This is a genomic window from Aquabacterium lacunae, from assembly GCF_004310865.1.
Lineage (GTDB): Bacteria > Pseudomonadota > Gammaproteobacteria > Burkholderiales > Burkholderiaceae_C > Aquabacterium > Aquabacterium lacunae.
The window spans coordinates 765770-792691 of record NZ_SIXI01000002.1 but is presented as its reverse complement, the minus strand read 5'-3'; the positions used below and the strand labels follow the sequence as shown (position 1 = coordinate 792691).

General features: G+C 62.5%; 19 protein-coding genes. 6 read left to right on the top strand and 13 right to left on the bottom strand.

The annotated features are described in order from the left end of the window. Position 1: 1 nt before the first annotated feature. Complete coding sequence (locus tag EYS42_RS07225) at positions 2-754, bottom strand: helix-turn-helix domain-containing protein (RefSeq protein ID WP_130967198.1); 753 nt, start codon at positions 752-754, stop codon at positions 2-4. A 129-nt stretch (positions 755-883) separates the two neighbouring features. On the opposite strand from EYS42_RS07225, the gene EYS42_RS07220 reads away from it, so the two are divergent. From EYS42_RS07220 to EYS42_RS07195, 6 genes are read left to right on the top strand one after another with little or no spacing between them, the layout of a single operon-like run. Beyond that, positions 884-1366 carry a YiaA/YiaB family inner membrane protein gene (locus tag EYS42_RS07220; RefSeq protein ID WP_130967196.1) on the top strand — a complete coding sequence of 161 codons (483 nt, stop codon included), beginning with the start codon at positions 884-886 and terminating at the stop codon, positions 1364-1366. A 44-nt stretch (positions 1367-1410) separates the two neighbouring features. After that, positions 1411-1839 (top strand): hypothetical protein, encoded by a 429-nt coding sequence (locus tag EYS42_RS07215; RefSeq protein WP_165456659.1) that lies wholly within the window; start codon positions 1411-1413, stop codon positions 1837-1839. Then, entirely contained in the window at positions 1836-2630 is a 795-nt protein-coding gene (locus tag EYS42_RS07210; RefSeq protein ID WP_130967192.1) for a DUF2145 domain-containing protein, read from the top strand. Before EYS42_RS07215 ends, EYS42_RS07210 begins: the two co-directional genes overlap by 4 nt. 50 nt (positions 2631-2680) lie before the next feature. Beyond that, positions 2681-4597, top strand: a complete 1917-nt coding sequence (locus EYS42_RS07205) for an MFS transporter (RefSeq protein WP_130967190.1) — start codon at positions 2681-2683, stop codon at positions 4595-4597. An 18-nt stretch (positions 4598-4615) separates the two neighbouring features. Beyond that, on the top strand, positions 4616-5905 hold the full coding sequence (locus EYS42_RS07200; protein ID WP_130967188.1) for an MFS transporter: 1290 nt from the start codon (positions 4616-4618) through the stop codon (positions 5903-5905). A 44-nt stretch (positions 5906-5949) separates the two neighbouring features. Beyond that, on the top strand, positions 5950-6630 hold the full coding sequence (locus tag EYS42_RS07195) for a CAAX prenyl protease-related protein (RefSeq protein ID WP_130967186.1): 681 nt from the start codon (positions 5950-5952) through the stop codon (positions 6628-6630). A 5-nt stretch (positions 6631-6635) separates the two neighbouring features. On the opposite strand, the gene tgt is transcribed toward EYS42_RS07195, so the two are convergent. The 12 genes from tgt to EYS42_RS07135 all read right to left on the bottom strand — a co-directional run bounded on the left by tgt (position 6636) and on the right by EYS42_RS07135 (position 26918). Beyond that, positions 6636-7775: a tRNA guanosine(34) transglycosylase Tgt gene (gene tgt / locus EYS42_RS07190; protein ID WP_130967184.1), complete on the bottom strand. Its 1140-nt coding sequence runs from the start codon at positions 7773-7775 to the stop codon at positions 6636-6638. A 3-nt stretch (positions 7776-7778) separates the two neighbouring features. Further along, positions 7779-10142: an ATP-binding response regulator gene (locus EYS42_RS07185; protein ID WP_130967183.1), complete on the bottom strand. Its 2364-nt coding sequence runs from the start codon at positions 10140-10142 to the stop codon at positions 7779-7781. A gap of 7 nt (positions 10143-10149) precedes the next feature. Beyond that, a complete protein-coding gene (queA, locus tag EYS42_RS07180; RefSeq protein ID WP_245503536.1) occupies positions 10150-11226 on the bottom strand; it encodes a tRNA preQ1(34) S-adenosylmethionine ribosyltransferase-isomerase QueA in 1077 nt (358 codons plus the stop codon). Between the two features lie 207 nt (positions 11227-11433). Beyond that, complete coding sequence (locus EYS42_RS07175) at positions 11434-12045, bottom strand: hypothetical protein (protein WP_130967181.1); 612 nt, start codon at positions 12043-12045, stop codon at positions 11434-11436. A gap of 15 nt (positions 12046-12060) precedes the next feature. After that, complete coding sequence (locus EYS42_RS07170) at positions 12061-12294, bottom strand: hypothetical protein (RefSeq protein ID WP_130967179.1); 234 nt, start codon at positions 12292-12294, stop codon at positions 12061-12063. 454 nt (positions 12295-12748) lie between these two features. After that, positions 12749-13318, bottom strand: a complete 570-nt coding sequence (locus EYS42_RS07165; protein WP_130967177.1) for a hypothetical protein — start codon at positions 13316-13318, stop codon at positions 12749-12751. After that, entirely contained in the window at positions 13308-15302 is a 1995-nt protein-coding gene (locus EYS42_RS07160; protein WP_130967175.1) for a phospholipase effector Tle1 domain-containing protein, read from the bottom strand. Before EYS42_RS07160 ends, EYS42_RS07165 begins: the two co-directional genes overlap by 11 nt. Positions 15303-15362: 60 nt before the next feature. After that, positions 15363-15974 (bottom strand): hypothetical protein, encoded by a 612-nt coding sequence (locus EYS42_RS07155; RefSeq protein ID WP_130967173.1) that lies wholly within the window; start codon positions 15972-15974, stop codon positions 15363-15365. 15 nt (positions 15975-15989) lie between these two features. Further along, positions 15990-18677 carry a phospholipase effector Tle1 domain-containing protein gene (locus EYS42_RS07150; protein ID WP_130967171.1) on the bottom strand — a complete coding sequence of 896 codons (2688 nt, stop codon included), beginning with the start codon at positions 18675-18677 and terminating at the stop codon, positions 15990-15992. A 646-nt stretch (positions 18678-19323) separates the two neighbouring features. Continuing rightward, positions 19324-21294, bottom strand: a complete 1971-nt coding sequence (locus EYS42_RS07145; protein ID WP_130967169.1) for a phospholipase effector Tle1 domain-containing protein — start codon at positions 21292-21294, stop codon at positions 19324-19326. 45 nt (positions 21295-21339) lie between these two features. Then, positions 21340-21876 carry a hypothetical protein gene (locus EYS42_RS07140; RefSeq protein WP_130967167.1) on the bottom strand — a complete coding sequence of 179 codons (537 nt, stop codon included), beginning with the start codon at positions 21874-21876 and terminating at the stop codon, positions 21340-21342. 8 nt (positions 21877-21884) lie between these two features. Further along, positions 21885-26918, bottom strand: a complete 5034-nt coding sequence (locus tag EYS42_RS07135; RefSeq protein WP_130967165.1) for a phospholipase effector Tle1 domain-containing protein — start codon at positions 26916-26918, stop codon at positions 21885-21887. Positions 26919-26922 lie beyond the last annotated feature (4 nt).

Below are 26922 nucleotides of genomic sequence, written 5' to 3'. Positions count from 1 at the left end.
GTCAGCGCGTGGCGCCGGGTGCTTGTCGGCGCAGGTCCACGAAGGCCTGGTACCACCACGAGCGCATGCCGATCAGCAGTGTATAGGGCAGTTTGCGGTGGTCGGGCAATCGCTGGTCGAGGGCATGTTGCCGGGAGAAATCCTCGGCCGTGCGATGCAGCCGTTCCAGCAGCGATTGCGCATGTTCCGGCGCGAGCGAGCCATGCACCAGCAGCATCAGTTCGTCTTCCCCGCCAAAGCCGCCTGACAGGTACTCGGGGGCCACCTCTTCGCGGAAGAAGGCCATCACAGGCCCATGCGGGCGCCATCGGAATGTTTTGGACAACTGCAACTGATAGCGGTTCAGCGGTTTGAGCCGGATCACCCCCAGCCGATCGAGCTGGGTCAGGCAGGCGATGCATTCGGCCTCGGTCAGGCGGTAGGTGGCCACGATCTGTTCGAAGGTCCACTGGCTCAGGCAGCAGGTGGCCACGAGCAACAGTCGCTTGTCTTTGACCACGGCCTTTTCCTGCGCCAATGTCAGTTCGCGCCGCAGGGGTTGGGCCTCGGCCACCTGCCGCGCCAGGTCAGCGAAGTCGATCTTCAGAACCCGGCAGATGTCATCGATGCGAGACAGCGGCATGTCGCCCTTGGCGAAGATGCGCTTGATGCTGGATTCGGCCAGGCCCAGTGCGATGGCCAGACCAGCGTAAGTCATGCCCGCGGCCTTGAGTTCGCCCTTCAGGGCCTGGATCAGTGCGTCGCTGCTGCTCATGGTGCATTCCTCTATGCGGTATCGAAAAACGATACCAGAAGTGCATGGAAGTGGAACTTCGTATTGTTCTGTTGCTTGTGACGGGTCGTCTCCACACAATCGGCCGCATGTTCAACAACGGAGTTCCCCATGAACTCGACGAATGGTTCACCTTTGGCTCGCCGTGACACCCGAGGCTGGCGCATCCAGGTCTGGGTGTCTTTTGCGCTGGCGGCGTTTCTCAGTGCCACGGGCTTGTTCTGGCTGCCAGGCTCTTTGATCGAGCGCGCCTTCATGCTGATGGCCTACGTCTTCAGCCTGTCTTCGGTGTTTGTGCTGTCCCGCCATGTGCGCGATCAAGCCATTGGCGTGGCGCAGGTGCCGATGTGGGGCGCGGTGGTCTGGGCAGGTTTCTGTTCGGCCTTGTGCCTGACCGCCTGGGGCCTTTGGAGCATGCCCATCAGCCCTGACCACAAGGCTTACCTGATGGTGTGCTGGTTGTTCATGGTGGCGCAGGCTTTCACCTTGGCCAAGACCCTCCGTGATGCACACGAAGACAGTGTTCAGCGGCCTGCAACGCTGAATGCGCTTCATGCCTCTGGCATGAGCGAACGCAACCCTGACCTGGTCTGAGGAGGCCCGTGATGACGATTCCGATGAATGCTGTTCGAGGGGGCATGTCTCGATCGGTGATGCCCTGGTTCGCTGCCTTCAGTGTGGGACTGGCGAGCATGTTGTGTGTCAACACTGCGAGGGCTCACGCGCCGCAGCCTTCCGAGGCCAGTGCCTTGTCGGTGCTGCCGGTGGCGATGTCTGTGGGTGCCTCAGGCCTGATGGTGGTCGGCACGGCGGCCTTTTCGGTGGTGGCCATCCAGGCCACGGCCGAAGGCGTGGTCTGGGTGCTGGAGCGCGCCAGCGACGGGGCTCGCACCTCGGTGCGGTGGGCGGCTTCGTCTGCCGGCGTGGCGTCGGTGGCCGTGGGCACCACGCTGATGGTCACCGCGGTGTCGGCAGGCTGGGTGGTCAGCACCGCGGGCGAGGTGATCGCGCTGGTGCCCAATGCCCTGGGCCGTGCACTGCTGCACCATGAAGAGGTGCAGCGATGAGCCGCAGTGCCTGGAAGCATGCTGGGTGTGTGACCTGGGTCATCGCACTGGCGTGTGCGCTGCCTGCTGCTCATGCGGGGCGTGGCTGCCAGGCAGAGCGCCCGACAGTGGCTGCGGTGCAGCAAGGCCTGGGCCTGGCCGAGCGCACCGTGAAACAGCTCGACGCCAGTGGTGCGCAGGTGGTGGTGCTGGCGCGTGCTGGGCAAGACCTGCGCGCACATGGCTTGCGCTATTCGCACCTGGGCTTGGCGTACAAGGCGCCCGACGGCTGGCGCGTCCTGCACAAGCTTAACGACTGTGGCTCGGCCCAGTCGGCGATCTACCGGCAAGGTGTGGGTGATTTCTTCCTGGACACGCCCTACGAGCATGTGGCGGCGGTGGTGGTGCCGTCTCCGTTGCTGCAGCAGCGCCTGATGCCGGTGCTGCGAGATCCAGGCAGTCGCACGCATCTGCACACCCGGGCCTACAGCATGGTTGCTCATCCCTGGGCTGTGCGTTACCAGCAGAGCAACCAGTGGGCCATCGAGTTGATCGCCTCGGTGATGTCCCCCGATGTGACCGACCGGGCTTCGGCGCAGCGCTGGCTGAAGCAGGCAGGGTATCGGCCCAGCGAGCTTCGTGTGTCGATGTGGAGCCGATTGGGCGCCAGAATGACGATGGCCAACGTGGCCTTCGACGACCACCCCAATGAACTGCGCTACAGCGGGCGCATTCAGACCGTGACCGTCGATTCCGTCTTCACCTGGTTGCAACAAAGCGGGCTGGCTGAGGCCGAGTGGGTGGTGCGGTGAGGGCTGGCCAAGCAGGTTTTGAGGTCCAATCGTGGCTCAAATGACGGAGGATGCTTGTGGTGAATGAATCGGAGGCCCATGCAGGGCAGTTCAGCCTGTTGAGGCAGCGGCGTTTCCTGCCCTTCTTCCTGGCCCAGTTTCTGGGCGCGGCCAACGACAACCTGTTCAAGTTCGCGTTCACCGTGCTGGTGACCTATCAACTTCAGGTGAGCTGGTTGGCACCCCAAATGGCCGGTCTGGTGATCGGTGCCTTGTTCATCCTGCCCTTTGTGCTGTTTTCAGCCATGGCCGGGCAGTGGGCAGACAAGTACGACAAGGCCTTCATCATGCGCAGCGTCAAGCTCATGGAGGTCGCGATCATGGCGCTGGCAGCGTTGGGCTTCTGGTTCAGCGCGGTGCCCTTGCTGTTGGGCTGTGTGTTCCTGATGGGGTTGCACTCCACGTTCTTCGGGCCCGTGAAGTATGCGTACCTGCCGCAGCACTTGCGCGAACATGAACTGACCGGGGGCAATGGCCTGGTGGAGATGGGCACCTTCGTGGCCATCCTGCTGGGCAATGTGGTGGGCGGCCTGCTGATGGGCATGCCAGAAGTCGGTGGGCATTGGGTCGCGGCCTCTTGCCTGGGGGTGGCCTTGGCTGGTTGGGCGTCGGCCCGCGCCATCCCTGCGTCGCCTTCATCCGACCCGGGCCTGCGGCTCAACTGGAACCCGGTGTCCGAGACCTGGCGCAACCTGAAGCTGGCCTGGCAGTACCCCAGTGTGTTCCGCTCCCTGCTGGGCATCTCCTGGATGTGGTTCTTTGGCGCGGTGTTCCTGGCCCAGTTCCCGTCGTTCGCACGCGATGTGCTGCATGGCAACGAGCAGGTGGCGTCCTTGTTGCTGGTGGTCTTTTCGGTCGGCATCGCCATCGGTTCGCTGCTTTGCGAAACCTTTTCGCGTCGGCATGTCGAAATCGGCCTGGTGCCCATCGGGGCGGTGGGCATGTCGGTGTTCGCCTTCGACCTGTACCTGGCGGCGTCTGCCCTGCCTCCGTTCTCGGGGGGCGAGCGTTTCACCGTGAGCACTTTTGTGGCCGAGCATGCGCACTGGCGCGTCATGGCCGACCTGGCCTTGCTGGCCTTCAGTGCCGGCTTGTACAGCGTGCCCATGTACGCCCTGATCCAGCTGCGGGCGCAGCCCAGCCACCGGGCCCGCATCATCGCGGCCAACAACATCCTCAACGCGCTGTTCATGATCGTCAGCAGCCTGTTGGCCGGCGCCATGCTCGGCGCAGGTTTCAGCATCCCCGAGGTCTTCGGCGCCACGGCCGTGCTGAACGTGCTGGTGGTGGGCTATGTGTTCTGGCTCATGCCCGAATACATCGTTCGCCTGGTGATGCTGTTCGTGACCCGCTGCGTGTATCGCTTGCGGGTGAGGGGTGACATGCACATCCCCACCGACGGGGCCGCCATCGTGGTGTGCAACCACGTGAGTTTCGTGGACGCCGTGATCCTGGGCGTGATCAGCCCGCGCCCCATGGTGTTCATCATGGACCACCGCATCTTCCAGAACCCCTGGCTGGGCTGGTTCTTCCGGCTGTGCAAGGCCATTCCGATCGCGCCCCAGAAGGAAGACCCTGTGGCCTACGAACAGGCCTTCGTGCGGGCCCGCCAGGTGCTGGTCGATGGCGACCTGCTGTGCCTGTTCCCCGAAGGCGGCATCACGCGTGACGGGCAGATGGCGCCGTTCAAGGGCGGCATCATGAAGATCCTGGAGACGCACCCCGTGCCGGTGGTGCCGGCGGCGCTGCACAACCTGTGGGGCTCGTTCTTCTCCCGGGTGGACGGCGTGGCCATGCGCAAGCCTTTCCGCCGCGGCGCATTCAACCCGGTGGGCGTGGTGGTGGGTGAGCCCCTGCCGGCGGCCGATGTCACCCCCGAGGTCTTGCAAGGGCGCGTGCAGGCCCTGCTGGACCAACCCATGCCCTGACCTTGCCATCGTCTTGCCATGAGCACCGCCCCTGCTTCCCAGTTCGCGCTGATGCGTCAGCCGCGTTATGCCCCGTTCTACTGGGTGTGCTTCCTGGGCACCTTCAACGACAACCTGCTCAAGTTCGCCATCACCCTGATGCTGACCTATCAGCTGACGGTGCCCTGGCTGCCGCCCGAACAGGTGGGCCCCTTGCTGGGCGCCCTGTTCACGGTGCCCAGCCTGCTGCTGTCGGCCTGGTTCGGCATGCTGGCCGACAAGCACCCGCTGGATGCGCTGACCCGCCTGGGCAAGAGCGCCGAGGTGCTGATGATGGGGCTGGCCGCGTGGGCCGTGTGGGCGCAGGAACCGGTGGCCCTGGTGGCCTGCGTGCTGCTGTCGGGTGTGCACGTGACCTGGTTCGCCACCGTGAAGTACGCCTACATGCCGCGCCACCTGACCGGCCCCGAACTGGTGGGGGGCAATGGCCTGATGGAGATGGGCCTGTTCACGGCCATCTTGCTGGGCACCCTGGTGGGCGGTGCCGTGGCCGAGCAGTGGTGGGCCGTGGTGCTGGCCGTGCTGGGCCTGGCCCTGCTGGGCCGATGGGCCGCGGCCAAGGTGCCCGAGACTCCTGCGGCGCAGCCGGATCTGCAGGTGCGCTACAACCCGCTGGTGCAGTCTTGGCGGCAGGTTCAGGCCGCGAATGCGCAAGGGGCTTTGCCGGCCATTCTGGGCATTTCGTGGATGTGGTTCTTCGGGGCCACCTACATGATGCTGTTTCCTGCGCTCACGCGTGAGGTGTACCACGCCGAAGCCAGCGTGGCCTCGGCCCTGCTGGCGGTGGTGTCGGTGGGCATTGCCTTCGGTGCCCTTTGTTGCGAAGCCCTGGCCCACCGTTTTGGCACCCGGTGGGTGGTGGCGGCAGGCGCCCTGTTGATGGCTGTGTTCGGTGGCGACATCGCCTGGCAAGCCTGGCTGATGCAGCAGCAGCCCTCGCTGGCGGGGCAGCCTTTGTTCACCCTGCAGCGGGCCCTGACGCAAGAGGCGTTCTGGAGGTCGGTGTTGGGCGTCTGGTGCATGTCGATGGGGGTGGGCCTGTTCAGCGTGCCGCTGTATGCGCGCATGCAGGCCCTGGCCTCACCCGCCACGCGGGCCCGTGTGGTGGCGGCCAACAACGTGCTCAATGCCGTGTCGATGGTGCTGTGTGCCGCATTGGCCGGGGCCTTGCAGGCCGCCGGTCTGAACCTGGGCGAGGTGCTGGGCGTGACCGTGGCCCTGCATGGTCTGGCCTTTGCGGCGCTGTGGCGCGCCCGCACCGCCCTCTGAACAGAGGGTGGAGGGGGATTTGCCCCCCATGGTAGAACCGCGCCATGAACTCTTTCATCAGCCCTGCAGCCTTGGCGCGCTGCCTGCCGTTCGTCCTGTTCATGGTGCTGCTGGCCGCGCGCGGTCAGTTGGCCGAGTCACCCATGGCAGGGCTCGATGCCCGCTGGGTGTATGGCGTCTCGGTGCTTGCTGTGTCTGGCGCCATGTGGTGGTTCTGGAAGCAGTACGAAGAACTGATCCGGGCCCATTGGCTGACCCTGCGCGAAACGGTGTTGTCGGTGGCGGTGGGGGTGGTGGTGTTCGTCTTGTGGATCCACCTCGATCACCCCTGGCTGACCGTGGGCGAAGCCACGGCCAGCTTCCGCCCGGTCGATGCCGACGGGCAATTGCAGTGGGGTCTGATCGCCGTGCGCTGGGTGGGCGCGGCCCTGATGGTGCCTGTGATGGAAGAACTGTTCTGGCGCTCGTTCCTGATGCGCTGGATCGACAACCCCGACTTCCAGAAGGTGTCGCCGCGCACGGTGTCGTTCAAGGCCTTGGCGCTGTCCACGCTGGCCTTTGCCACGGCCCACACCCTGTGGCTGGCCGCCATCGTGGCCGGCCTGGCCTACGCCTGGCTGTACCAGCGCACCGGCAAGCTGTGGGCGCCCATCGTGGCCCACGCCGTCACCAATGGGGTGCTCGGCGTGTGGGTGGTGCTGACGGGCAACTGGGTCTTCTGGTAAAGCGCTCAGGCGCCGCGGGCGCGGTCCGCCGCGAACTGCGCCTGGAAGGCGGCAAAGCGGCCTTCGTCCAGCGACTGACGCACTTCCTTCATCAGGTTCAGGTAGTAGTGCAGGTTGTGGATGGTGGTCAGCATGGGGCCCAGCATCTCGCCGCAACGGTCGAGGTGGTGCAGGTAGGCGCGGCTGAAGTTCTGGCAGGTGTAGCAGCTGCAGGTTTCGTCAATGGGGCGCTCGTCTGACTTGTTGCGCGCATTGCGCAGGCGCAGGTCACCGAATCGGGTGAACAGGTGGCCGTTGCGCGCATTGCGCGTGGGCATCACGCAGTCGAACATGTCCACACCGGCGGCCACGCCGGCCACCAGGTCTTCGGGCGTGCCCACGCCCATCAGGTAGCGCGGCTTGTGGGTGGGCAGCTTGGGGCTGATGAAGTTCATCACCCGCATCATTTCGTCCTTGGGCTCGCCCACACTCACGCCACCGATGGCATAGCCGGGAAGGTCCAGGTCGACCAGGCCTGCCAGCGATTCTTCGCGCAGATGCTCGAACATGCCGCCCTGCACGATGCCGAACAGCGCATTGGGGTTCTCCAGGCGCTGGAACTCGGTGATGCAACGCTTGGCCCAGCGCAGGCTGAGTTCCATCGAGGCGCGGGCTTCCTTTTCGGTGGTGATGTGGCCCAGGCTCTTGTCGCCTTTCCAGTAGGGCGTGCATTCGTCGAACTGCATGACGATGTCCGAGTTCAGCACGGTCTGGATCTGCATGCTGATCTCGGGCGTGAGGAACAGCTTGTCGCCATTGACGGGCGAGGCAAAGCGCACGCCTTCTTCGCTGATCTTGCGCATTTCGCCCAGCGACCACACCTGGAAGCCGCCCGAGTCGGTCAGGATGGGCTTGTGCCAGTTCTCGAATTTGTGCAGGCCGCCGAACTGTTTCATGATGTCCAGGCCGGGGCGCATCCACAGGTGGAAGGTGTTGCCCAGGATGATCTGGGCGCCCATCTCTTCCAGCGAGCGAGGCATCACGCCCTTGACGGTGCCGTAGGTGCCCACAGGCATGAAGATGGGGGTCTCGACCACACCGTGGTTCAGCGTGAGTCGGCCGCGGCGCGCGTGGCCTTCGGTCTTGAGCAGGTCGAATTGAAGCATGGTTCAGTGAGCGTTGGTGCGCCCGGCAGGCGCGGCGTGGATCAGGGGCAGCAGGCGTTCGAGCAGGCGCTCGCTGCGGAAAGGTTTGGCCAGCACCGCCTGGCCCGACTGGCTCAGGCGCCCGATTTCGGTGGGGTCGGTGTCACCCGAGATGATGAGTGCATTGACGAGGTGGCCGTGCATGGCCAGCTGGGCCCGTACCGACTCGCACAACTGCAGGCCGTTGATGCCCGGCAGGCGGTAGTCGCTGATCAGCACCTGGGGCAGAGGGCCCAGGTGCGGACTGGACATCATCAGGCTGATGTCGCCTTGCAAGGCTTCGGCGTCACCCCAGGCTTGCACCTGGGCCCCCCAGCGTTGCAACAGTTCGGTCAGGGCGCGACGCAACAGGGCGTCGTCTTCGACCAGCCACAGGGTCACGCCACGCAGGGGTTGCTCAGGGGCGGCGGCGGGTGCCTGGTGGGGATTCGGGGCCTGGTGCAGGGGCAGGTCGAAGCGGAACACCGAGCCCTTGCCAGGCACAGAGCGCACGCTCACCTGTTCGCCCAGCAGGCCAGCGGTGCGCTGCACGATGGCCAGGCCCAGACCGATGCCGCGGGTGCGATCACGCGAGGCGTTGTCGACCTGGTAGAACTCTTCGAAGATGCGATCGAGCTGGTCTTTGGGGATGCCGATGCCCGTGTCCCACACCTCGATCCGCAGGCGCCTGCGACCTTTTCGGCGGGCGGCCACCAGCACGCCACCGCGGCTGGTGTAGCGGATCGCGTTGGACACCAGGTTGCGCAGCACGCTGTGCACCAGCATGGCGTCGGTGGTGACCATGACATGGCCCATGCGGGCCGGTTGTCTGAACCGCAGGCGCAGGCCCTTGAGCTCGGCGGCGCTTTGTTCATGCACGCGCACGGCCTGGAACAGCTCGTGCACCGACACCGGCTGGAACTGGGGTTTCACTGCCCCGGCATCGAGCCGCGAGATGTCGAGCAGGCCCACCAGCAGCGATTCCATCGAGGCCACGGCCTCGTCCAGCATGTTGATGTGGTGGCGTGCTTCGCCTTGCAGACCATTCTGCTGACGCAGCAGCGTGACCAGCAGGCCGATGGCCGCCGTGGGCTGGCGCAGGTCGTGGCTGGCTGCGGCCAGGAACCGGGTTTTGGACTGGTTGGCGATTTCCAGTGCGCGGGTGCGCTCAGCCACACGCTGCTCCAGCTGGGCCTTCGCGTCTTCGGCCTCGGCCATGTCACCCACGAACTTGCGCAGCAGCACCAGCGCATAGCCCACAAAGATGGCCGGCGTGGTGTAGGGCATCCACCGCAGTTCGTCGGCCGCCAGCAGCCCTGCGATCATCAGGTAGTCGTGTGCCGCGCTGGCCAGCGTGGCCACAGGCCCCACGATCATGGCCGTGGCCTCCAGCTTCGGTCGCTGCAAAGCCATGCGCACCACCAGGGCCACCACTGCGGTGCTGCCCAGGATCAGCAGCGGGTACACCACCAGTCGCAGGTTGTGCATCTGCCCTGAGCCGATCGACGCCAGGCCGGCCAGAGGAAGGCCCAGCACCAGGGCGCGCATGGGCCAGACCACGCGCCGCATGTCGAAGCGCGCGTAGCTCAGACCGAACCCGGCCAGGCACCAGGCCGTGAGCACCTGGGCCGTGAAGTACAGCCAGTCGACGATGGGGTCGGGCCACACCGTTTCGGCCACGAAGTACACGGCATTGCGCAGGCCCATCACGGCCATCAGCCCACCGATGAAGGCGAACACCAGGTCGCGCTTGCGGGCCTGCCAGGCCAGCAGCATGAACACGGCCATGCCCGCCACACTCAGGTTGACGCTGTGCGGCACATCCACCGTCCAGAACCGCCAGCGCTCGAATCCAGGGCGCACCGCCTGCATGGGGCCCACCTGCACCGCACTGATGCCGGGCTGCCGGAAGGGCGCGGGCAGCAACTCGATTTCGATCTGGTTGATCCCGGCCTGCAGCATGCTGGGTGGGATGTCGATCAGCGTGGGCAGTGGGTTGATGGTGGTGTTCAGCCCGTCGGCCCGGAAATGATCCAGGAGCACCAGGCCGTTGACTTTGATGCGGTGGATGGACGGCAGGCGGTCAAAGCGCAGGGCCCAGGCCTGAGTGGGCGCCTGTGCCAGCTCGAGTTGCCAGCGATAGCAGCCCCGTGCGAGGGCATGCTGGCCGCGTGTGGACCACAGATCGGGCAAATCCACCTGGGTGGTGACGACGGCCTGGCTGCAGGCGCCGGGCGCGAACCAGGCCTGGGTGAGCCATTGCGTGCCCGCCTGCGCAGCCTGGACCGGCAGCAGGCCGCACAGGGCCCACAGCAGGAACAGGCATGCGCCTTGCCGCACGGTGCGCATGGTGGGCTCAGCGAGGGGCGCGCTGGATCAGCATGGCGTCGCCATAGCTGAAGAAGCGGTAGCGTTGTGCGATGGCATGGGCATACAGCGCCCGGATGTGCTCGTAGCCTGCCAGCGCGCTGACCAGCATCATCAAGGTGCTCTTGGGCAGGTGGAAGTTGGTGATCAGCACATCGACCACCTTCAGCTCAAACCCTGGGGTGATGAAGATGTCGGTGTCGCGGCTGCCGGCCTGCAGGATGTCGGCCGGTGCAGCGCCCAGGGCGGCCGATTCCAGCGCCCGCAGCGTGGTCGTGCCCACCACCACCACGCGGCCGCCTGCGGCGCGGGTGCGGCGAATGGCCTGCACGGTGGCCTCGGGCACTTCGAACCACTCGCTGTGCATCTTGTGCTCGGCCAGGTTGTCGGTGCGCACCGGCTGGAAGGTGCCTGCGCCCACGTGCAGGGTCACTTCGGCGCGGTCCACGCCCTGGTCAGCCAGCTGCTGCAGCAGCGCGTCGTCGAAGTGCAGGGCGGCGGTGGGTGCGGCCACGGCACCCGGGTGCTTGGCGAACACGGTCTGGTAGCGGCGTTCGTCATCGGCTGTGTCGGCGTGCGTGATGTAGGGCGGCAGCGGCACATGGCCGTGGGCGTCCAGCAGGGCCAGCGGGTCGCCGCTGAAGCGCAGGTGGAACATGCCACCGTCGGGGCCCGTGCGGGCGATCACCTCGGCGTCAAACGCGTCGGCAAAACGCACGGTGCTGCCCACCTTGGGCGATTTGCTGGCGCGCATGTGGGCCAGCACCTCATGGCCGGGCAGCACGCGCTCGACCAGGGCCTCCACCGCACCGCCCGTGGCCTTCTGGCCGAACAGGCGTGCCTTGATGACGCGGGTGTTGTTGAACACCAGCAGGTCACCGCGGCGCAGCAGCGAGGGCAGGTCTTTGAAGATACGGTCGACCGGTTGGGCGCCGGTGCCATCGAGCAGGCGCGAGGCGGTGCGTTCGGCGGCGGGCTCCTGGGCGATCAGGTCTTCGGGCAGGTCGAAGTCGAAGTCGCTCAGGGTGTAGGTGTGCAGGCCGTGGCCTGGGGTGTGACTGCTCATGTGTTTGAGGGGCTGACGAGCCCCGTGCCAATTCAACAACCCGGCATTGTCGCCGATGTGCGACATTTTGAGCGTTGAGCACCAGGTGTCTCGTCGAGTTGGGCGGGCAGTCCTGGCGTGGCTCCCGCCGGCTTGCTGATGCGCTGGCCATGGGTTCTGCTGGGTCACCAGCAGGCACAACCAACGCCGTCGCCAGCCAGAGACTGGTCACTTCAGGTTGTAGCGATCCAAGTCGTCGCCCCCCTCACGCACGATCTCTCCGAACGGCCCGCCGGTGGCTCTGTCACGCATGGCCCATCGCATCTTCATGCCATCAGGTGTCCAGAAGATGTAGATCCACAGCGTCTTGTCCGCCACTTTTCCAGGCTGGGCAACACGCTTGGAGGCGATGGCTTCTTCAACGACAGCAGGAGGTATGCGCCGCTTGATTTCCAGGCGCTGCTTCTGACGCGGCAGTGCTCTGTACGCTTCCAAACTCATGTTTGGGTCCTCGGGGTATGGCGGCTCAGACCACTCAAAATCTACCCACTCAGGCAGCTCGCGGTGGTCGCCTGAGGTGGCCATGGTGGCATCTATGCCTCCATTTAACCAAGTTTGCCCTCCTTTAAAGCTGCCCCCTATGCCACCAGGTTGAGGGAACGAGCGCCCATCAGGAAGGTTCGCTTTTTTAATCGATACCCGTTTGCCGTCGATAACGCTCCCGTAAACTAGCATCATCCCGGGCCCGCCAGCACCAACATCCATCGCACGGCATCCTGACGTCGCGCCAATAAAAACAGCCACCGGCAACCCAAAAATCTGTCGTCTCAATGTGTTCATATGGAGTTGAATTGATTAATTTTTGAGCACGCATCCCTTGGGGGCAGCCGGTGTCGAATCAAAAGTCACGCCGATGTCTGACACCCAGGCCTTGTATTTCGTCACGTCGACCAAGCCCACGATGGTGCCGTCATTGCCACACCCGTCTTTGAAGTATTGAATCGACTCGCGTGCTATGGATGTATTTGTCACGCCCGCAGCCAACTGGGCTGCCTCCTGTTTGACCGGAGTGTCGTTGACATAAACCACCCTGAGTGATGGTCAAAGGCAAGCCGCTGGCATTGCGTGCAATGGCTGTCAGCGGTAATCCAAGAAATCGTCCGCCCCCCACAAGTGGGGATTATTGGATGACCACTGACAGCTGGACTAAAACGAGGTACGACCGCACGGCACGATTGAAAAATACCTCCAGCTGAGTTCGCCGCCAAGCACAGTAACCTTACCCCATCCACCACCGACGCAGGATCAGCTAACCTGTAAACCCTTGGGCCTCTCTCCAGCTGATTGGCATGGCTGGCAGTGGAAGGCCATGCAGCCAACCCAAGTATTTGTCCACGTCGATCATGCCAACGGCAGTGGGCTTCATGGGCAGAGAAATTTGCAAGAAAGTGCGGGAACGGCATTTATTTCCTGGCAAACACGTACCACGCGTCAGGCGGAAACGCACCGCAGATCAATGGCTTGCGAGTTGTTCAGGGCGGAATCAGTATCGGGTGTCCAGAAAATCGCCACCAGCCATGGTGTACTCAAAAACATAGGCCCCTGAACGCTGGATGTCCCAACCCAACATGACACCATCGGGCTTGAGGCGGAACTTGATGCGCAGTGCGCCACCGTTTCTTCGAACGTCTTCCAGCACCGCTTCTGGAATTCGGGGTGCCACAGGGATGGTGTAATCTCCGGCTAATGGGCCATCAAAGGTAATGCCTCCTGTTTTTGACCAAAGCGGCTTGTATATGCTTCTCCAAATAACCCGCACCTTTTGCGGAATTCGGGGCAATGGGAAACCCATTTTGTCGATATTTTTGGCATTAGAATGGGCTTTGCCATAAAAAGCGCGATCACTTCCGTCGGAAAACATCTCCACCCCATACATTTCAGCGCCAGCCACTGCATCGACAATCAATTCCGCACCAATTTGCATTCTGTTTTTGTCCGCAAAATAGTTGGCACCTTGCCCTTCGCCTCCAGCCGCGCAGGCACCCACAAAAACAACAGGCAGCACGGCGGTCAATCTCAACGATTTCAGCATCAAGCTCAATTTATTGAACATGCAAATTCCCCAATGTGTACCCGTTGGCTGTCAACCAATCCAGGTATTTCTTCATATTCACCGTGCCTGCTGAGTAATCAGCTGGCTTGGCCGCATACGTGATGATTGGGTTTTCGGCCAAGTCGTATTCAATTTTGCCCACCCCTGGCGGATTGAGTTGAATGATGTCGTCTTTTTGTGTGTCAGCATAGGTCATGCCAGTTCCTGTCATGGACTTGATTTTTGTTTTGGTGCCATTCATGTAGTGAACCTCGCGCTGTTCGTCGGAGTCTGATGGCTTGACCACCTTGTCTCGAGCGTATTGCTCATCGCTCTTGTCGTGAATCACTGCGGATGCATTCACTGTATCAGGGGGTGGTAGAAGTTTGACGCCTGCCAGCTTTGCCTGCTCGATCATCCAAGCCAGAGGCACCTTGGCAAGATCCGTTTGCTGGCCTGTGCCAACATAACCGCCCCCGATGTCTGCATGCGACCCTATGAATCCACGCTCGATTCGAACGCCACCTGCAACAGGTGCTGCTGACCCAACAATGGATTCCAAAGGAAAGGCGCCGGTCGAATTTGGCAAGGTTCGCAATGTGTCGCCACGATACTCATTCAATGCCACTGCCTGCGCCACGTAATTAAACTTTGCCGACACCGATAGATTGTATCCGCTGCCAAAAAACACGCCGTCCGTACTCAAAACAGTGTCCCACAGACCCATGAACCTGAAATTCACCTTCTGGCATTTATTCACCACCTTGCCGGCTCCATCTTTGATGGTGTACTGATAGTAACCATCGGCATTGGTTTTATTTGCAATGATGTTTGCAAACTCCCGTGCCTGTGCGGCGCCACGGCTGAATCCAACAATGTCCACATTCATGGCTTTGTCGTTCTGTACAAACAGCTCAGCCTCTTGGTTGAAATACTCCTCCATTCGTGTGATTCGAGCCCGGCCAGAATAATTGAGTGCCATGTCTTTTTCAACGATGGTAGCAACAGGCAAAAGCTTTGCTGCGAGAGGAACGTAATCTTTCGGGTTGATGGGGCGCGCCGGGTCGCTGGTGTCGATGGTGCCAACACCTGAGATGTACCGGGCCGCCCCATCAGCGTAGAGTTGACGAAACTGCCAGACATTCGAAATGCCATTGCCCAAACTTGCGAGCTGCACAGGATCATTGCTATTACCCGTCCCATCAAACGCAAACAAGATGAGCCCATTGGGGTCTGCGTAGGTGATGGGGTTGTGGTTGGCGTAGGCAAACGGCTGGGTCAGCCAGGGCCCTGCACCACGGCCCCAGTTGGGCGTGGGCCCCAGCGGGTCGGGCTCGAGGTACTGGCCGCGCTGCGGGTCATAGGTGCGCAGCACGTTGTCGTGCCAGCTGGTCTCAGCGTCGAAGTACTGGCCGGGCAGGCGCAGGTTGAGCGCAAAGCCTTTCACGCCATCTTGCGGCGCATGGCCCGGGCGGTGTTCGGTGCGCAGCGCGCGCAACTCACCAAAGGCGCTGTGCTCGGCCTGCCAGAGCAGCTGGCCGCGAGCACCGGTGGCTGCCACGGGCGTGCCGATCTCGTTGCTGTGCAGGTAGGTCAGCTGCGGGGCAGGGGTGGCGGCCACACGCCAGACGGCCTGGGCCCATTGCAGCAGGGCCGACCAGGGGCCCTCGGCGGGCGTGATGGCGCTGGCGCCACCCGGGTGGTCGATCACGGCCACCGGCACGCCATGGGCATACACATAACGCCGGTCAATGGCCTGGCCATGGCCTTCGGCAGCCAGTTGGCCCTGGCTCCACAAGAAGGTCTGCGCCTGGCTGGCTGGCGTTTGGGGCCCCACCAGCTTGCTGATGCGCTGGCCATGGGTGTTGTGGCCGTAGCGGGCCAGCAGCTGGCCGTTCTGGCGCACCTCGATCAGGCGGTGGTCGGGGTTGTAGCGCAAGGCGCGTGTGTGGCCGCCCTGAGTGATGGTCAAAGGCAAGCCGCTGGCATTGCGTGCAATGGCCACCGTGCGCCAGTCATGGTTCTGGCCCTGCGTTCTGCTACGCCGTCGCCAGCCAGAGACTAGTCACTTCAGGTTATAGCGATCCAAGTCGTCGCCCCCCTCACGCACGATTTCTCCGAACGGCCCGCCGGTGGCTCTGTCACGCATGGCCCATCGCATCTTAATGCCATCAGGTGTCCAGAAGATGTAGATCCACAGCGTCTTGTCCGCCACTTTTCCAGGCTGGGCCACACGCTTGGAGGCGATGGCTTCTTCAACGACTGCAGGAGGTATGCGCCGTTTGATTTCCAGGCGCTGCTTCTGACGCGGCAGTGCTCTGTACGCTTCCAAACTCATGTTTGGGTCCTCGGGGTATGGCGGCTCAGACCACTCAAAATCCACCCACTCAGGCAGCTCGCGGTGGTCGCCTGAGGTGGCCATGGTGGCCGCTGGTACGCGTTGCCATTTGGGGAATCGACTGTTAATCCCACCAGATACGCTCCCCGGATTACTGAAACCGAGCCCGTCAGGTAGCGTAGCAGATTTGACAGAGATGCTTCGACCGTTAATCAGGTTTCTGTACTCAATAATCATCCCTGGCCCGTCAGCACCCACATCCATCGCACGGCATCCTGACGTCGCGCCAAACAAAACAGCCACCGGCAACCCAAAAATCTGTCGTCTCAATGTGTTCATATGGAGTCCAATTGATTATTTTTTGAGCACGCATCCCTTGGGGGCAGCCGGTGTCGCATCAAAAGTCACGCCGATGTCTGACACCCAGGCCTTGTATTTCGTCACGTCGACCAAGCCCACGATGGTGCCGTCATTGCCGCACCCGTCTTTGAAGTATTGAATCGACTCGCGTGCTATGGCTGTATTTGTCACGCCCGCAGTCAACTGGGCTGCCTCCTGTTTGACCCGGGTGTCGTTGACATAAACCATCTCGCGGTCGCCGCCATCTGACCACAACCACTCTTTGAACCCTTTGCCAATGCGTGAGTCGTGGACGACGGGGTTGCTGACGACATCCCAGCCCTCATCTGCGATGGTTTTGGTCAAGAACTTAATTCCTTGGTCGTTCGCTTGCTCGATCATCCACATCAAAGCCACGTCACTGAGATCACCCTCAGCATACCCGCCACCGATGTCTGAGTGAGCACCCACAAAGCCTCTTTCGATTCGATTGCCAGAGTTCTTGACCGATGCACTGGCATGGATGGATTCCACATCGAAATCCGCCAAGCCGCCTCGATGCTCATTGACTGCCACCGCATGGGCTGCAAATTTTACCGACGCCGGGATCGAGAAATCGTAGTTCTTCTCATCGCCATGATCGGCCCCCAGGTGAGGCACAGTGTCCCACACGCCAAGAAACCGGAAGTTGATGCAGCGTTTGTTCTTGCCGGTGTTGTTCGTTGAAAATTCTCGAGATGCATTCAATTGTTTTTCGATCTCGGACACCCACGCTCGGGCCTCTGCAGCCCCACGACTGAACCCCACCACGTCCACGTCAAGCCGGGTTCCGCTGTTGGCTGAGTCTTGATTGATGAATTGCTCAAGGAACTTGGTGCCGAGATCCAGGCGTTCACGGAAGCCTGTACCAACAGCTTCGCTGCCTTTGACGGGCATGTCTTTGTTTGTCGTGCCTATGCCAGTGATATAAAAACGATCACCGTTTGCTGCAATGTCATAGGCCTGATAAAACTTTTGTACGTTGGATAGGCTGCTACCTTTTTGGGCAGGGTCGCTGTTCCCCGTCCCATCAAACGCAAACAATATCAGCCCAGTGGGGTCTGCGTAGGTGATGGGGTTGTGGTTGGCATAGGCAAAGGGCTGGGTCAGCCAGGGCCCTGCACCACGGCGCCAGTTGGGCGTGGGCCCCAGCGGGTCGGGCTCGAGGTACTGGCCGCGCTGCGGGTCATAGGTGCGCAGCACGTTGTCGTGCCAGCCGGTCTCAGCGTCGAAGTACTGGCCGGGCAGGCGCAGGTTCAGGGCAAAGCCTTTCACGCCATCTTGCGGCGCATGGCCTGGGCGGTGTTCGGTGCGCAGCATACGCAACTCACCAAAGGCGCTGTGCTCGGCCTGCCAGAGCAGCTGGCCGCGAGCACCGGTGGCTGCCACGGGCGTGCCGATCTCGTTGCTGTGCAGGTAGGTCAGCTGCGGGGCAGGGGTGGCGGCCACACGCCAGACGGCCTGGGCCCATTGCAGCAGGGCCGACCAGGGGCCCTCGGCGGGCGTGATGGCGCTGGCGCCACCCGGGTGGTCGATCACGGCCACCGGCACGCCATGGGCGTACACGTAACGCCGGTTAATGGCCTGGCCATGGCCTTCGGCGCTGAGCCGGCCCTGGCTCCACAAGAAGGTCTGCGCCTGGCTGGCTGGCGTTTGGGGCCCCACCAGCTTGCTGATGCGCTGGCCATGGGTGTTGTGGCCGTAGCGGGCCAGCAGCTGGCCGTTCTGGCGCACCTCGATGAGGCGGTGGTCGGGGTTGTAGCGCAAAGCGCGGGTGCGGCCACCCTGGGTGATGGTCAAAGGCAAGCCGCTGGCATTGCGTGCAATGGCCACCGTGCGCCAGTCGTGGTTCTGGCCCTGGGTTCTGCTGGCCAGCATCTGCTCGCCTTGTGCGCCGGTGCCATAGGCGTAGAAGTCGGTGGTTTGGGCATCTGTGCCCTGGTCCTGCTGCGCCACCAGCAGGCGCCCAGCGGTGTCGTAGGCGTAGTGGCTGTTGCCCTTGCTGATCAGGCGGCCCCAGGGGTCGTAGGTGTAGGCCCAGTCCATGCCGGCGGGGGGCGGGGCAGTTGGTGCTGTGCCTGTGGGTGCTGTGCCTGTTGGGGCGGTGGGCTGCGAGGCAGCCTCGCCGGCTGGCTGGCTGGCTTGCGCCGTGGCCATGGGCAGGCTGTCCCACAGGGGCTGCCACCAGGCCACCTGTTGGGTGGGGGCGCTGTAGCGCAGGCTGGCCAGTTGGCCCTGGGCGTTCAGGCGCCAGCGCACGGCCACGCCATTGCCCCAGCGGTAGCCCCGCTCGGCTTGAAGTAGCGCTTGCAGGCTGGCGGGCAGCGTGCCGGGCGCGGTGGGCTGCGCCTGAGCCTGTTTGGCGGTGGTTGGCGAGCCTTCAGGCAGTGGCTCGATCAGGGTCTGGCGGCCCAGGCCCAGCCATTGCGCCAGCGTGGCGCCCAGCACGGCGCTCAGGCGCCCGTCTTCCATGTCGATGCGTTGCAGCTGCCGCCTCGGGCCCCAGGTGTAGAGCAGGGCGCCGCCCTCGGGCAGCTCATGGCGTGTCAGGCGGTCGGCCACGTCATACGCAAAGCGCTCGCTCCAGCGCTGGGCCGGTTGTGTGGCCGTGGCCGCGCGTTCAATGGTCTTGAGCACCACGCGCCCCAGCGCGTCGTGCTGCATGTGCTCGCTTTCTTGCGGGTGCGTGATGCGCACCAGGCGCACGCCCTGGTAGGCCAGGGTCGGAGCAGTTGGGTTCAGGGCCGAATCTGCCCTGCGTGCTGGTCCTTGCGCCCTTACCAATCACCGCCACGCTCTATGTCGCGCCAGCCGCCAACAGGTTGGCCATTGACAAAAGTGCCCTCCTTCAGGACCCATCTGACTTTGATCGGAACCTCGCCAACTGAAACACCGATGGCGAGTCGAGAATCCCTGCTCCCTTTGACGCGCTCTAGAACATGTGCTGGTATTTTTGATCGCAATCTGATTTCGAATGGACCAACCAAATCGCCAGAATATTCTTCTTGACCGGGTTTGGCTGGTAGGCGCCATGTCAAAACTGCTGTCTCGGGTACTTTATGAGCTGCGTCTGATGGGATTGCGCTTCCTCCTGCACCATCCCAACCATTCGAGCCAGGGTAACGTTCTCTTCTGGTGCTGCCGCGGCCCCCATCCAGTATTTTATCTCCAGTAATAAGGGTAGGGGAGTAAATGGCGGTGTGCTCATTGGCATTCCAAACCCTGTAGGAAACAGCCTCCCCGCTCCCTAGCGATCCACACGCAGACAGCAGCGCACTTATCAGTGCCCCGATGCAATTTTTCATCCATCTCATTGTTGCTGGCATGTCATTCCCGTTCCATACTGTGAGTTGACCCATTGAATGTATCCATTTGTGCCGCACAGATTAACCTTGCCGACACGGGTCTCAAAAAGATCGGTGATGCCCAAGTTGGCATATTCAATGTACTTGAGGCTTTCTGAGTATTTCATGCCGCCTTCAAAAGTCACATCTTTGGCATTGCTGGTGCCCGGCCCCGCTGTGCTCGCTCTGTCGGTGCCACGGAACCGAACTTGCCTATCGCTGGACAGCCCACCAAAACCAGGCGTGCGCCAGAGGGCTGATCGGCTCTCGTCGTGCACGGTCGGGTTTGTCACCACCTTCAAATCTGGTCTAAGCTCTTTCATTTTTACACCTGCCTGGGTGGCTTGTCCAATCATCCAGTTCAGTGCCACATCGCTCAAATCCCCACCATCGCAGCCTGATGTGCAGTTGTAGCCACCGCCAACATCGCTGTGCGCGCCAACGAAACCACGCTCAATCCTCCTGGCACCAAGCCCACCAGACAACGCGGCTTGTGATGGTGCTATGGATTCCAGTGGAAACAATGCTCTGTATTCATTCACTGCGACCGCATGCGCAACAACGCCCACCTGCTCTGGAATTACCATCCTGAATGCCTGCCCACCAAAATCAGCGGTTGTGGTGCTCAAGACGGTGTCAAAAAGCCACATGCCTCTGATATTCAAATTCACGCAGCCTCCAGTGAGCTTGTTGTAATAGCCTGAGTCAATTCTGTCGGTTACTATGTTTGCGAATTCTCTAGCGGCAGCAGCCCCCCGGCTGAAGCCTGTGATGTCGAGTGTTACTTTTATATTTTTCTTTTCATTTGTTTGTGCTTGTGAGGTGCTTGATTGCTCTTCGCTCCATTTGGCGTAGTCTCTGACGTAAGCGTCAAGATCCAACAGTTGTTGATTGATTCGATCACGCAATTGAATTGCAAACGCACCGCCTGTCACTGAGTTGTCCCAAATGCCGCCTTGAGTTGAAACTCCTTGGATGTAATAAGTGTCGCCTGATTTGTTTGTTGCCCGGTCAAATGCATTGAAATCATCGTACGCCTGCGCGAACTCTAGGACATTGGTTCTTGAGTTTTGATCATTCCCCGTCCCATCAAACGCAAACAATATCAGCCCAGTGGGGTCTGCATAGGTGATGGGGTTGTGGTTGGCATAGGCAAAGGGCTGGGTCAGCCAGGGCCCTGCACCACGGCTCCAGTTTGGCGTGGGCCCCAGTGGGTCGGGCTCCAGGTACTGGCCGCGCTGCGGGTCATAGGTGCGCAGCACGTTGTCGTGCCAGCCGGTCTCAGCGTCGAAGTACTGGCCGGGCAGGCGCAGGTTGAGCGCAAAGCCTTTCACGCCATCTTGCGGCGCATGGCCCGGGCGGTGTTCGGTGCGCAGCGCGCGCAACTCACCAAAGGCGCTGTGCTCGGCCTGCCAGAGCAGCTGGCCGCGTGCACCGGTGGCCGCCACGGGCGTGCCGATCTCGTTGCTGTGCAGGTAGGTCAGCTGCGGGGCGGGGGTGGCGGCCACACGCCAGACGGCCTGGGCCCATTGCAGCAGGGCCGACCAGGGGCCCTCGGCGGGCGTGATGGCGCTGGCGCCACCCGGGTGGTCGATCACGGCCACAGGCACGCCATGGGCGTACACATAACGCCGGTCAATGGCCTGGCCATGGCCTTCGGCGCTGAGCTGGCCCTGGCACCACAAGAAGGTCTGCGCCTGGCTGGCTGGCGTTTGGGGCCCCACCAGCTTGCTGATGCGCTGGCCATGGGTGTTGTGGCCGTAGCGGGCCAGCAGCTGGCCGTTCTGGCGCACCTCGATCAGTCGGTGGTCGGGGTTGTAGCGCAAGGCGCGTGTGCGACCACCCTGGGTGATGGTCAAAGGCAAGCCGCTGGCATTGCGTGCAATGGCCACCGCGCGCCAGTCGTGGTTCTGGCCCTGCGTTCTGCTGGCCAGCATCTGCTCGCCTGGGGTGCCGAATCGTTGCGCACAATGCGCGTCGTCTCACTTACGCCATACCTCTGGTGACGCGGTGATCGTCACATCTTCGCCCTTGAACACCACCATCAGCTTGAGGTTGGTATTGGCACGGTTGGCGCGTACCTGGGTCACGAGTTCAGGGGTGAGAATAGGGGTTAGATCGATTCGACGCGTATAGTTGTTTCTCAGCCTATAAGCATCATCAAGCAACTTCTTTCGGCTTGCTTGTTGCTCAACAGAAACCTTGCCCGACAACTTTGGGATACGGCTTAATGCTGCCTCGGCTTGTGGCGTAGATTCTGACCAAACTACATCCACAAACTCAGGTGCTCCCCGTTTGCTATCGCCTGACATGAATGACATTTGCGCCCCCCCTCCTCGCTCAGGGGTCAGGAGTTTGGCATCAGAGCCCAAAAATCCTGGCACAGGGCCGCGGTGTCCATCAGGATCAAAGCGTTCCACAAGGATTGAGTTGCCCCCCATATTCAAGAATAACAGTGTCATTCCCAATGAAGGTTCAGCGTGCGCGCAACCAAACAACGTGGAAACCCAAGTGGCCATACCAAGCTTCACTGATAGGCGACGGTTAAGTTGTAATTGTCTTTGAGCCATTTTGCGTATTTTTCCATGTTGACTGTCCCGTCGATGGGCGTGCTTCCATCGGCGTCTTTACCCAGCTTGTCACTGTAGGTGATGAATCCCTGATCGGCAATTTGCTTCGTCGTCAAGCCACCGGGATTTGAGTTTTTGCGCAAAGTGCAGTTGGTTGCCCACACCTCGTTGTTGGCACGCAAGCAGAAGTCACTGTTCATCAAATCAAAGCCCTTGCCATGCACAACAGGGTTGGTGACAATGCCCCATTCTTCATGATTGATTTCTTGCCAATCTTTCATTGCAACCCCACTGCCCTTGGCTTGATCCACGATCCAGTTGAGCGCAACATCAGACAAATCGCCCGTGCCGTAGCTGCCGCCAATGTCAGCATGCATGCCCACAAAACCGCGTTGCACACCTCTCCCAATGGCCTCGCCAGGAAATAGGTAACGGTTTTCATTCATGGCCACTGCGTGAAAAGCATGCTGAACCTCAGCAGGCACCGCCAGTTGCCAAAAACCATTGGCTGCCCCATTCGCACCAAACTGTGCCACTGTGTCCCACAAACCCAAGAATCGCAAATTCACTTTGCGGCTGGCGCATTGCGACCCCGTGTCATACGAGTAGTAGCCACCATTTAACTTGCTGGCAATGCGATTTGAAAAATCTCTGGCCATGGCTGCCCCGCGGCTGAAACCCACCATGTCAATGTTGACCTCCTCGCTGCCTTTGAACTGATTGGTTTTCATGTACTCCTCAAATTGCGCCACCATGTAGTCCACTCGGGCGCGAGCGGTATTGGTGTTGTATTGGTCTTCTAGGTTGGTGAAAATCTTGCTGTCTGGGTCATCTCGGCCTATGCCGTTCATGTACCACTTTCGTCCATTTGCCTCTTGGTCATACGCCAGATAGAACTTGTAGACATTGGAAAAATCATCCACACCGGGTGGTGGGTTGCTGTTGTTCGTCCCATCAAACGCAAACAATATCAGCCCGGTGGGGTCTGCATAGGTGATGGGGTTGTGGTTGGCGTAGGCAAACGGCTGGGTCAGCCAGGGCCCTGCACCACGGCCCCAGTTGGGCGTGGGCCCCAGCGGGTCGGGCTCGAGGTACTGGCCGCGCTGCGGGTCATAGGTGCGCAGCACGTTGTCGTGCCAGCTGGTCTCAGCGTCGAAGTACTGGCCGGGCAGGCGCAGGTTGAGCGCAAAGCCTTTCACGCCACCTTGCGGCGCATGGCCCGGGCGGTGTTCGGTGCGCAGCGCGCGCAACTCACCAAAGGCGCTGTGCTCGGCCTGCCACAGCAGCTGGCCGCGTGCACCGGTGGCCGCCACGGGCGTGCCGATCTCGTTGCTGTGCAGGTAGGTCAGCTGCGGGGCAGGGGTGGCGGCCACACGCCAGACGGCCTGGGCCCATTGCAGCAGGGCCGACCAGGGGCCCTCGGCGGGCGTGATGGCGCTGGCGCCACCCGGGTGGTCGATCACGGCCACGGGCACGCCATGGGCATACACATAACGCCGGTCGATGGCCTGGCCATGGCCTTCGGCGCTGAGCTGGCCCTGGCTCCACAAGAAGGTCTGCGCCTGGCTGGCTGGCGTTTGGGGCCCCACCAGCTTGCTGATGCGCTGGCCATGGGTGTTGTGGCCGTAGCGGGCCAGCAGCTGGCCGTTCTGGCTCACCTCGATGAGGCGGTGGTCGGGGTTGTAGCGCAAAGCGCGGGTGCGGCCACCCTGGGTGATGGTCAAAGGCAAGCCGCTGGCATTGCGTGCAATGGCCACCGTGCGCCAGTCATGGTTCTGGCCCTGGGTTCTGCTGGCCAGCATCTGCTCGCCTTGTGCGCCGGTGCCATAGGCATAGAAGTCGGTGGCGGCTGGGTCTTGGCCCTGGTTCTGCTGGGCCACCAGCAAGCGCCCAGCGGTGTCGTAGGCGTAGTGGGTGTCGCCCTTGCTGATCAGACGGCCCCAGGGGTCGTAGGTGTAGGCCCAGTCCATGCCAGCGGGTGCCGTGCCTGTTGGGGCGGTGGGCTGCGAGGCAGCCTCGCCGGCAGACTTGCTGGCTTGCGCCGTGGCCATGGGCAGGCTGTCCCACAGGGGTTGCCACCAGGCCACCTGTTGGGTGGGGGCGCTGTACCGCAGGCTGGCCAGTTGGCCCTGGGCGTTCAGGCGCCAGCGCACGGCCACGCCATTGCCCCAGCGGTAGCCCCGCTCGGCTTGCAGTTGCGCTTGCAGGCTGGCGGGCAGCGTGCCGGGCGCGGTGGGCTGCGCCGCTGCCTGGGCCTGTTTGGTGGTGGGTGGGGTGCCTTCAGGCAGTGGCTCGATCAGGGTCTGGCGGCCCAGGCCCAGCCATTGCGCCAGCGTGGTGCCCAGCACGGCGCTCAGTCGCCCGTCTTCCATGTCGATGCGTTGCAGCTGCCGCCCCGGGCCCCAGGTGTAGAGCAGGGCGCCGCCCTCGGGCAGCTCATGGCGTGTCAGGCGGTCGGCCACGTCATACGCAAAGCGCTCGCTCCAGCGCTGGGCCGGTTGTGTGGCGGTGGCCGCGCGTTCAATGGTCTTGAGCACCACGCGCCCCAGCGCGTCGTGCTGCATGTGCTCGCTTTCCTGCGGGTGCGTGATGCGCACCAGGTGCACGCCCTGGTAGGCCAGGGTGGTCACCAATGAGGCCTCACCCGCCTTGCTGGCCTCATGGCGCACGATGCGGCCCAGTGCGTCGCGCTGCCAGCGCCACACGGTGCCATCGGCCAGCTTGCGTTCAACCATGCGTCCATTGGCGTCAAACTGCCGCACTTCCAGGCCAGTCACGGCGGTTTGCAGGGCCACCAGCCTTCCGAAATCGTCCACCCAAGCTTTCTGGCCTTGCCAGGGGGGGGCAAGCTGCGGCTCAAGCGCTTGGGCCTGGGGTGCGGCGGGCAGCAGCGTGCTGGGTGGCACCACCCAATGCATGGCGCCGTCCTGGCGCACCGAGGCCACCGCACCCGATTGGGGCTCATAGGCCAGCTTCTGCACCTCGCCGTCAGGCATTTCAATGCGCACAGGGCGGGCCAGCGCGTCGCGCGTCACCGTCACGCGTGCTTCGCCGCGCTGCCAGCTGCTGGGCTCACCCGTGGGCAGGTGGCTGTGGTGCACAGGCACCCCATCACTGGGCACTTCCGTGCGTATGCGGCCGGCTTCGTCATGGGTGAACGAATGCTTCAACCCCAGTGGGGCCTGGATGCTGATCACCTGGTTGCCGCGTGCGTCCCACACATAGCGCGTGGTGTCGTCGGCACCGGGCAATGGGCCGTCGACAGCAACCAGCACACTGCGGCCATTGACCTTGGCGTGGCTGATTTGAATGCTGCGGCTCAAGGGCGTTGCTTGCTCAGGGCTTTGCGCCACCTGGCCTGCCCGCGTCAGTGGGCTGTAGCCTTCCTGGCGCACCTCCACCACCTGCCCGACGTCGTTGTATCGCAGATGGGTCTTGCGCTCCAGGCCGTTGATCACACTGGGTTCGGCAATCAACACGGGCTGCCAGGTGGTGGGCGTGGCTTGCACGTCAGGGCCATACACATAGCGGGTGTAGTGGCGTTCGACGGGTGCGCCCTGGCCGGGCGTGCGCCATGCCCACTGCCCAACGCGAAGCAATCGGCCCAGTGGGTCGTAGGTGTAGCGCTCGCTGCGCACAGGTGTGCCTGTCGTGGTGCGTTCGGTTTCTTCGACCAAGCGCCCCCTGTCGTCGTACCGGTAGCTGCGGTTGGCGGCCGGGCAGTTCCAGTGGCTCGGGCAGGGTGCGCCCTCGGTGCGCACGATGCGGTAGTGCCCAGCCACCTGGCTGCCGTACACCTTCAGGGTCAGCCCTTGAGGCCGCTCGGCGGTCTGGCTGTGCGCCAGCACGGTCAGGCCCGAGGGGTGTTCAACGTCTTCCCGAAGGCCTGCACGCTCCAGTTGTTTGACCTCCAGCACCCTGCCGCCGTGTTCGTTGCGCTGGCCCAGACCTCGCTCGTCATAGGCAAATCGTGTCAGCCGCACCTGCTGAGGTTTGCCGTCGCTGCCATTGCCTTGCACGCTGATGCCTGTGAGCAGTGTGGGGTGCCTGGGGTCTTCGTGGTGGTAATGGCGTGTCACTGAGCTGAGGGTGGTGCCTCGGCTGGTCAGTGGGTGCGCGGGCTTGTCGGCCTGGTAAGCGGTGGGCAAACGCACGGCCATCAAGGTGCTCACTTGTGCACCGGTTCCGTACTGGTATTCGAAGCGGCCCACTGGCGTGTCGATGCTTTGCACCCCGCTGAATCGGGTGCCATCGTTGTCTTTGCGGTCGAGGTAGTTCAGCTTCAGGCTGCGGCCTTGCGGGTCGGTCACCTGCACCAGCAGACCACGGCGGTCGTGCTGCAGGGTGACAAACTCGCCTGTGGGTGCGGCAATCTGTTCCAGCAGGCCTTCCTGATTGAATTGCAGGCGGCGGCCGTTGGCCCACACCCATGTGTAACGCGTGCGCGTGCCTTGCTTGTCGATCAGCACACGCCCCTGTTCTGGCAGGGCGCTGCTGCACACCTCAGGGTTCAGCAGGCCCGGCGCGAATCCCAGCCTTGAGCCATCGGCCTGCACAATCTCGATGTTCCGGCCCTTGGCATGCAAGCGGGTTTCATACGACAAGCGCCAGCCCAGACCCACCAGGCCATTGGGCATGTTGGGCGTGCTTTGCACACTGTTGTAATGCCTGACCAGCTCCAGGCCCAGCACGCCGGGCAGGGCGGGCATGTCTTGTTCCAGCTGGTACTTGTTGCCGGTCAGCACATTGAATGGCTGTCCAGCACCAGAGTTGGTTTGCTGAACGTTGGTGGTGGCAGGGCCGCTGCTGCCGCAGCCGGTCGCGCCCGCGTTGCCTGGGCCACAGGTGCTGCTCGGGGTGGTCGCTGCGGAACTGCTGGTGGACACCACCTGCGATTGCGCCAGCGCATGAAAGCCATGGCCGATGCAGGCCAGGCTCAGCAGCCAGGACGCCATCTGTCGTGCGTTGTGATGAAAGCGTTTCGTTGTCATGGCG

What these genes read in the sequence shown, in the direction of transcription:
- EYS42_RS07205 (WP_130967190.1), top strand. Translation starts at nt 2,681, where the DNA reads ATGCTTGTGGTGAATGAATCGGAGGCCCATGCAGGGCAGTTCAGCCTG.
- EYS42_RS07225 (WP_130967198.1), bottom strand. Translation starts at nt 754, where the DNA reads ATGAGCAGCAGCGACGCACTGATCCAGGCCCTGAAGGGCGAACTCAAG.
- queA (WP_245503536.1), bottom strand. Translation starts at nt 11,226, where the DNA reads ATGAGCAGTCACACCCCAGGCCACGGCCTGCACACCTACACCCTGAGC.
- EYS42_RS07150 (WP_130967171.1), bottom strand. Translation starts at nt 18,677, where the DNA reads ATGCAGCACGACGCGCTGGGGCGCGTGGTGCTCAAGACCATTGAACGC.
- EYS42_RS07145 (WP_130967169.1), bottom strand. Translation starts at nt 21,294, where the DNA reads ATGCTGGCCAGCAGAACGCAGGGCCAGAACCACGACTGGCGCGCGGTG.
- EYS42_RS07140 (WP_130967167.1), bottom strand. Translation starts at nt 21,876, where the DNA reads ATGGCCACTTGGGTTTCCACGTTGTTTGGTTGCGCGCACGCTGAACCT.
- EYS42_RS07210 (WP_130967192.1), top strand. Translation starts at nt 1,836, where the DNA reads ATGAGCCGCAGTGCCTGGAAGCATGCTGGGTGTGTGACCTGGGTCATC.
- EYS42_RS07195 (WP_130967186.1), top strand. Translation starts at nt 5,950, where the DNA reads ATGAACTCTTTCATCAGCCCTGCAGCCTTGGCGCGCTGCCTGCCGTTC.
- EYS42_RS07185 (WP_130967183.1), bottom strand. Translation starts at nt 10,142, where the DNA reads ATGCGCACCGTGCGGCAAGGCGCATGCCTGTTCCTGCTGTGGGCCCTG.
- EYS42_RS07215 (WP_165456659.1), top strand. Translation starts at nt 1,411, where the DNA reads ATGTCTCGATCGGTGATGCCCTGGTTCGCTGCCTTCAGTGTGGGACTG.
- tgt (WP_130967184.1), bottom strand. Translation starts at nt 7,775, where the DNA reads ATGCTTCAATTCGACCTGCTCAAGACCGAAGGCCACGCGCGCCGCGGC.
- EYS42_RS07155 (WP_130967173.1), bottom strand. Translation starts at nt 15,974, where the DNA reads ATGAACACATTGAGACGACAGATTTTTGGGTTGCCGGTGGCTGTTTTG.
- EYS42_RS07135 (WP_130967165.1), bottom strand. Translation starts at nt 26,918, where the DNA reads ATGACAACGAAACGCTTTCATCACAACGCACGACAGATGGCGTCCTGG.
- EYS42_RS07165 (WP_130967177.1), bottom strand. Translation starts at nt 13,318, where the DNA reads ATGTTCAATAAATTGAGCTTGATGCTGAAATCGTTGAGATTGACCGCC.
- EYS42_RS07200 (WP_130967188.1), top strand. Translation starts at nt 4,616, where the DNA reads ATGAGCACCGCCCCTGCTTCCCAGTTCGCGCTGATGCGTCAGCCGCGT.
- EYS42_RS07175 (WP_130967181.1), bottom strand. Translation starts at nt 12,045, where the DNA reads ATGAACACATTGAGACGACAGATTTTTGGGTTGCCGGTGGCTGTTTTT.
- EYS42_RS07220 (WP_130967196.1), top strand. Translation starts at nt 884, where the DNA reads ATGAACTCGACGAATGGTTCACCTTTGGCTCGCCGTGACACCCGAGGC.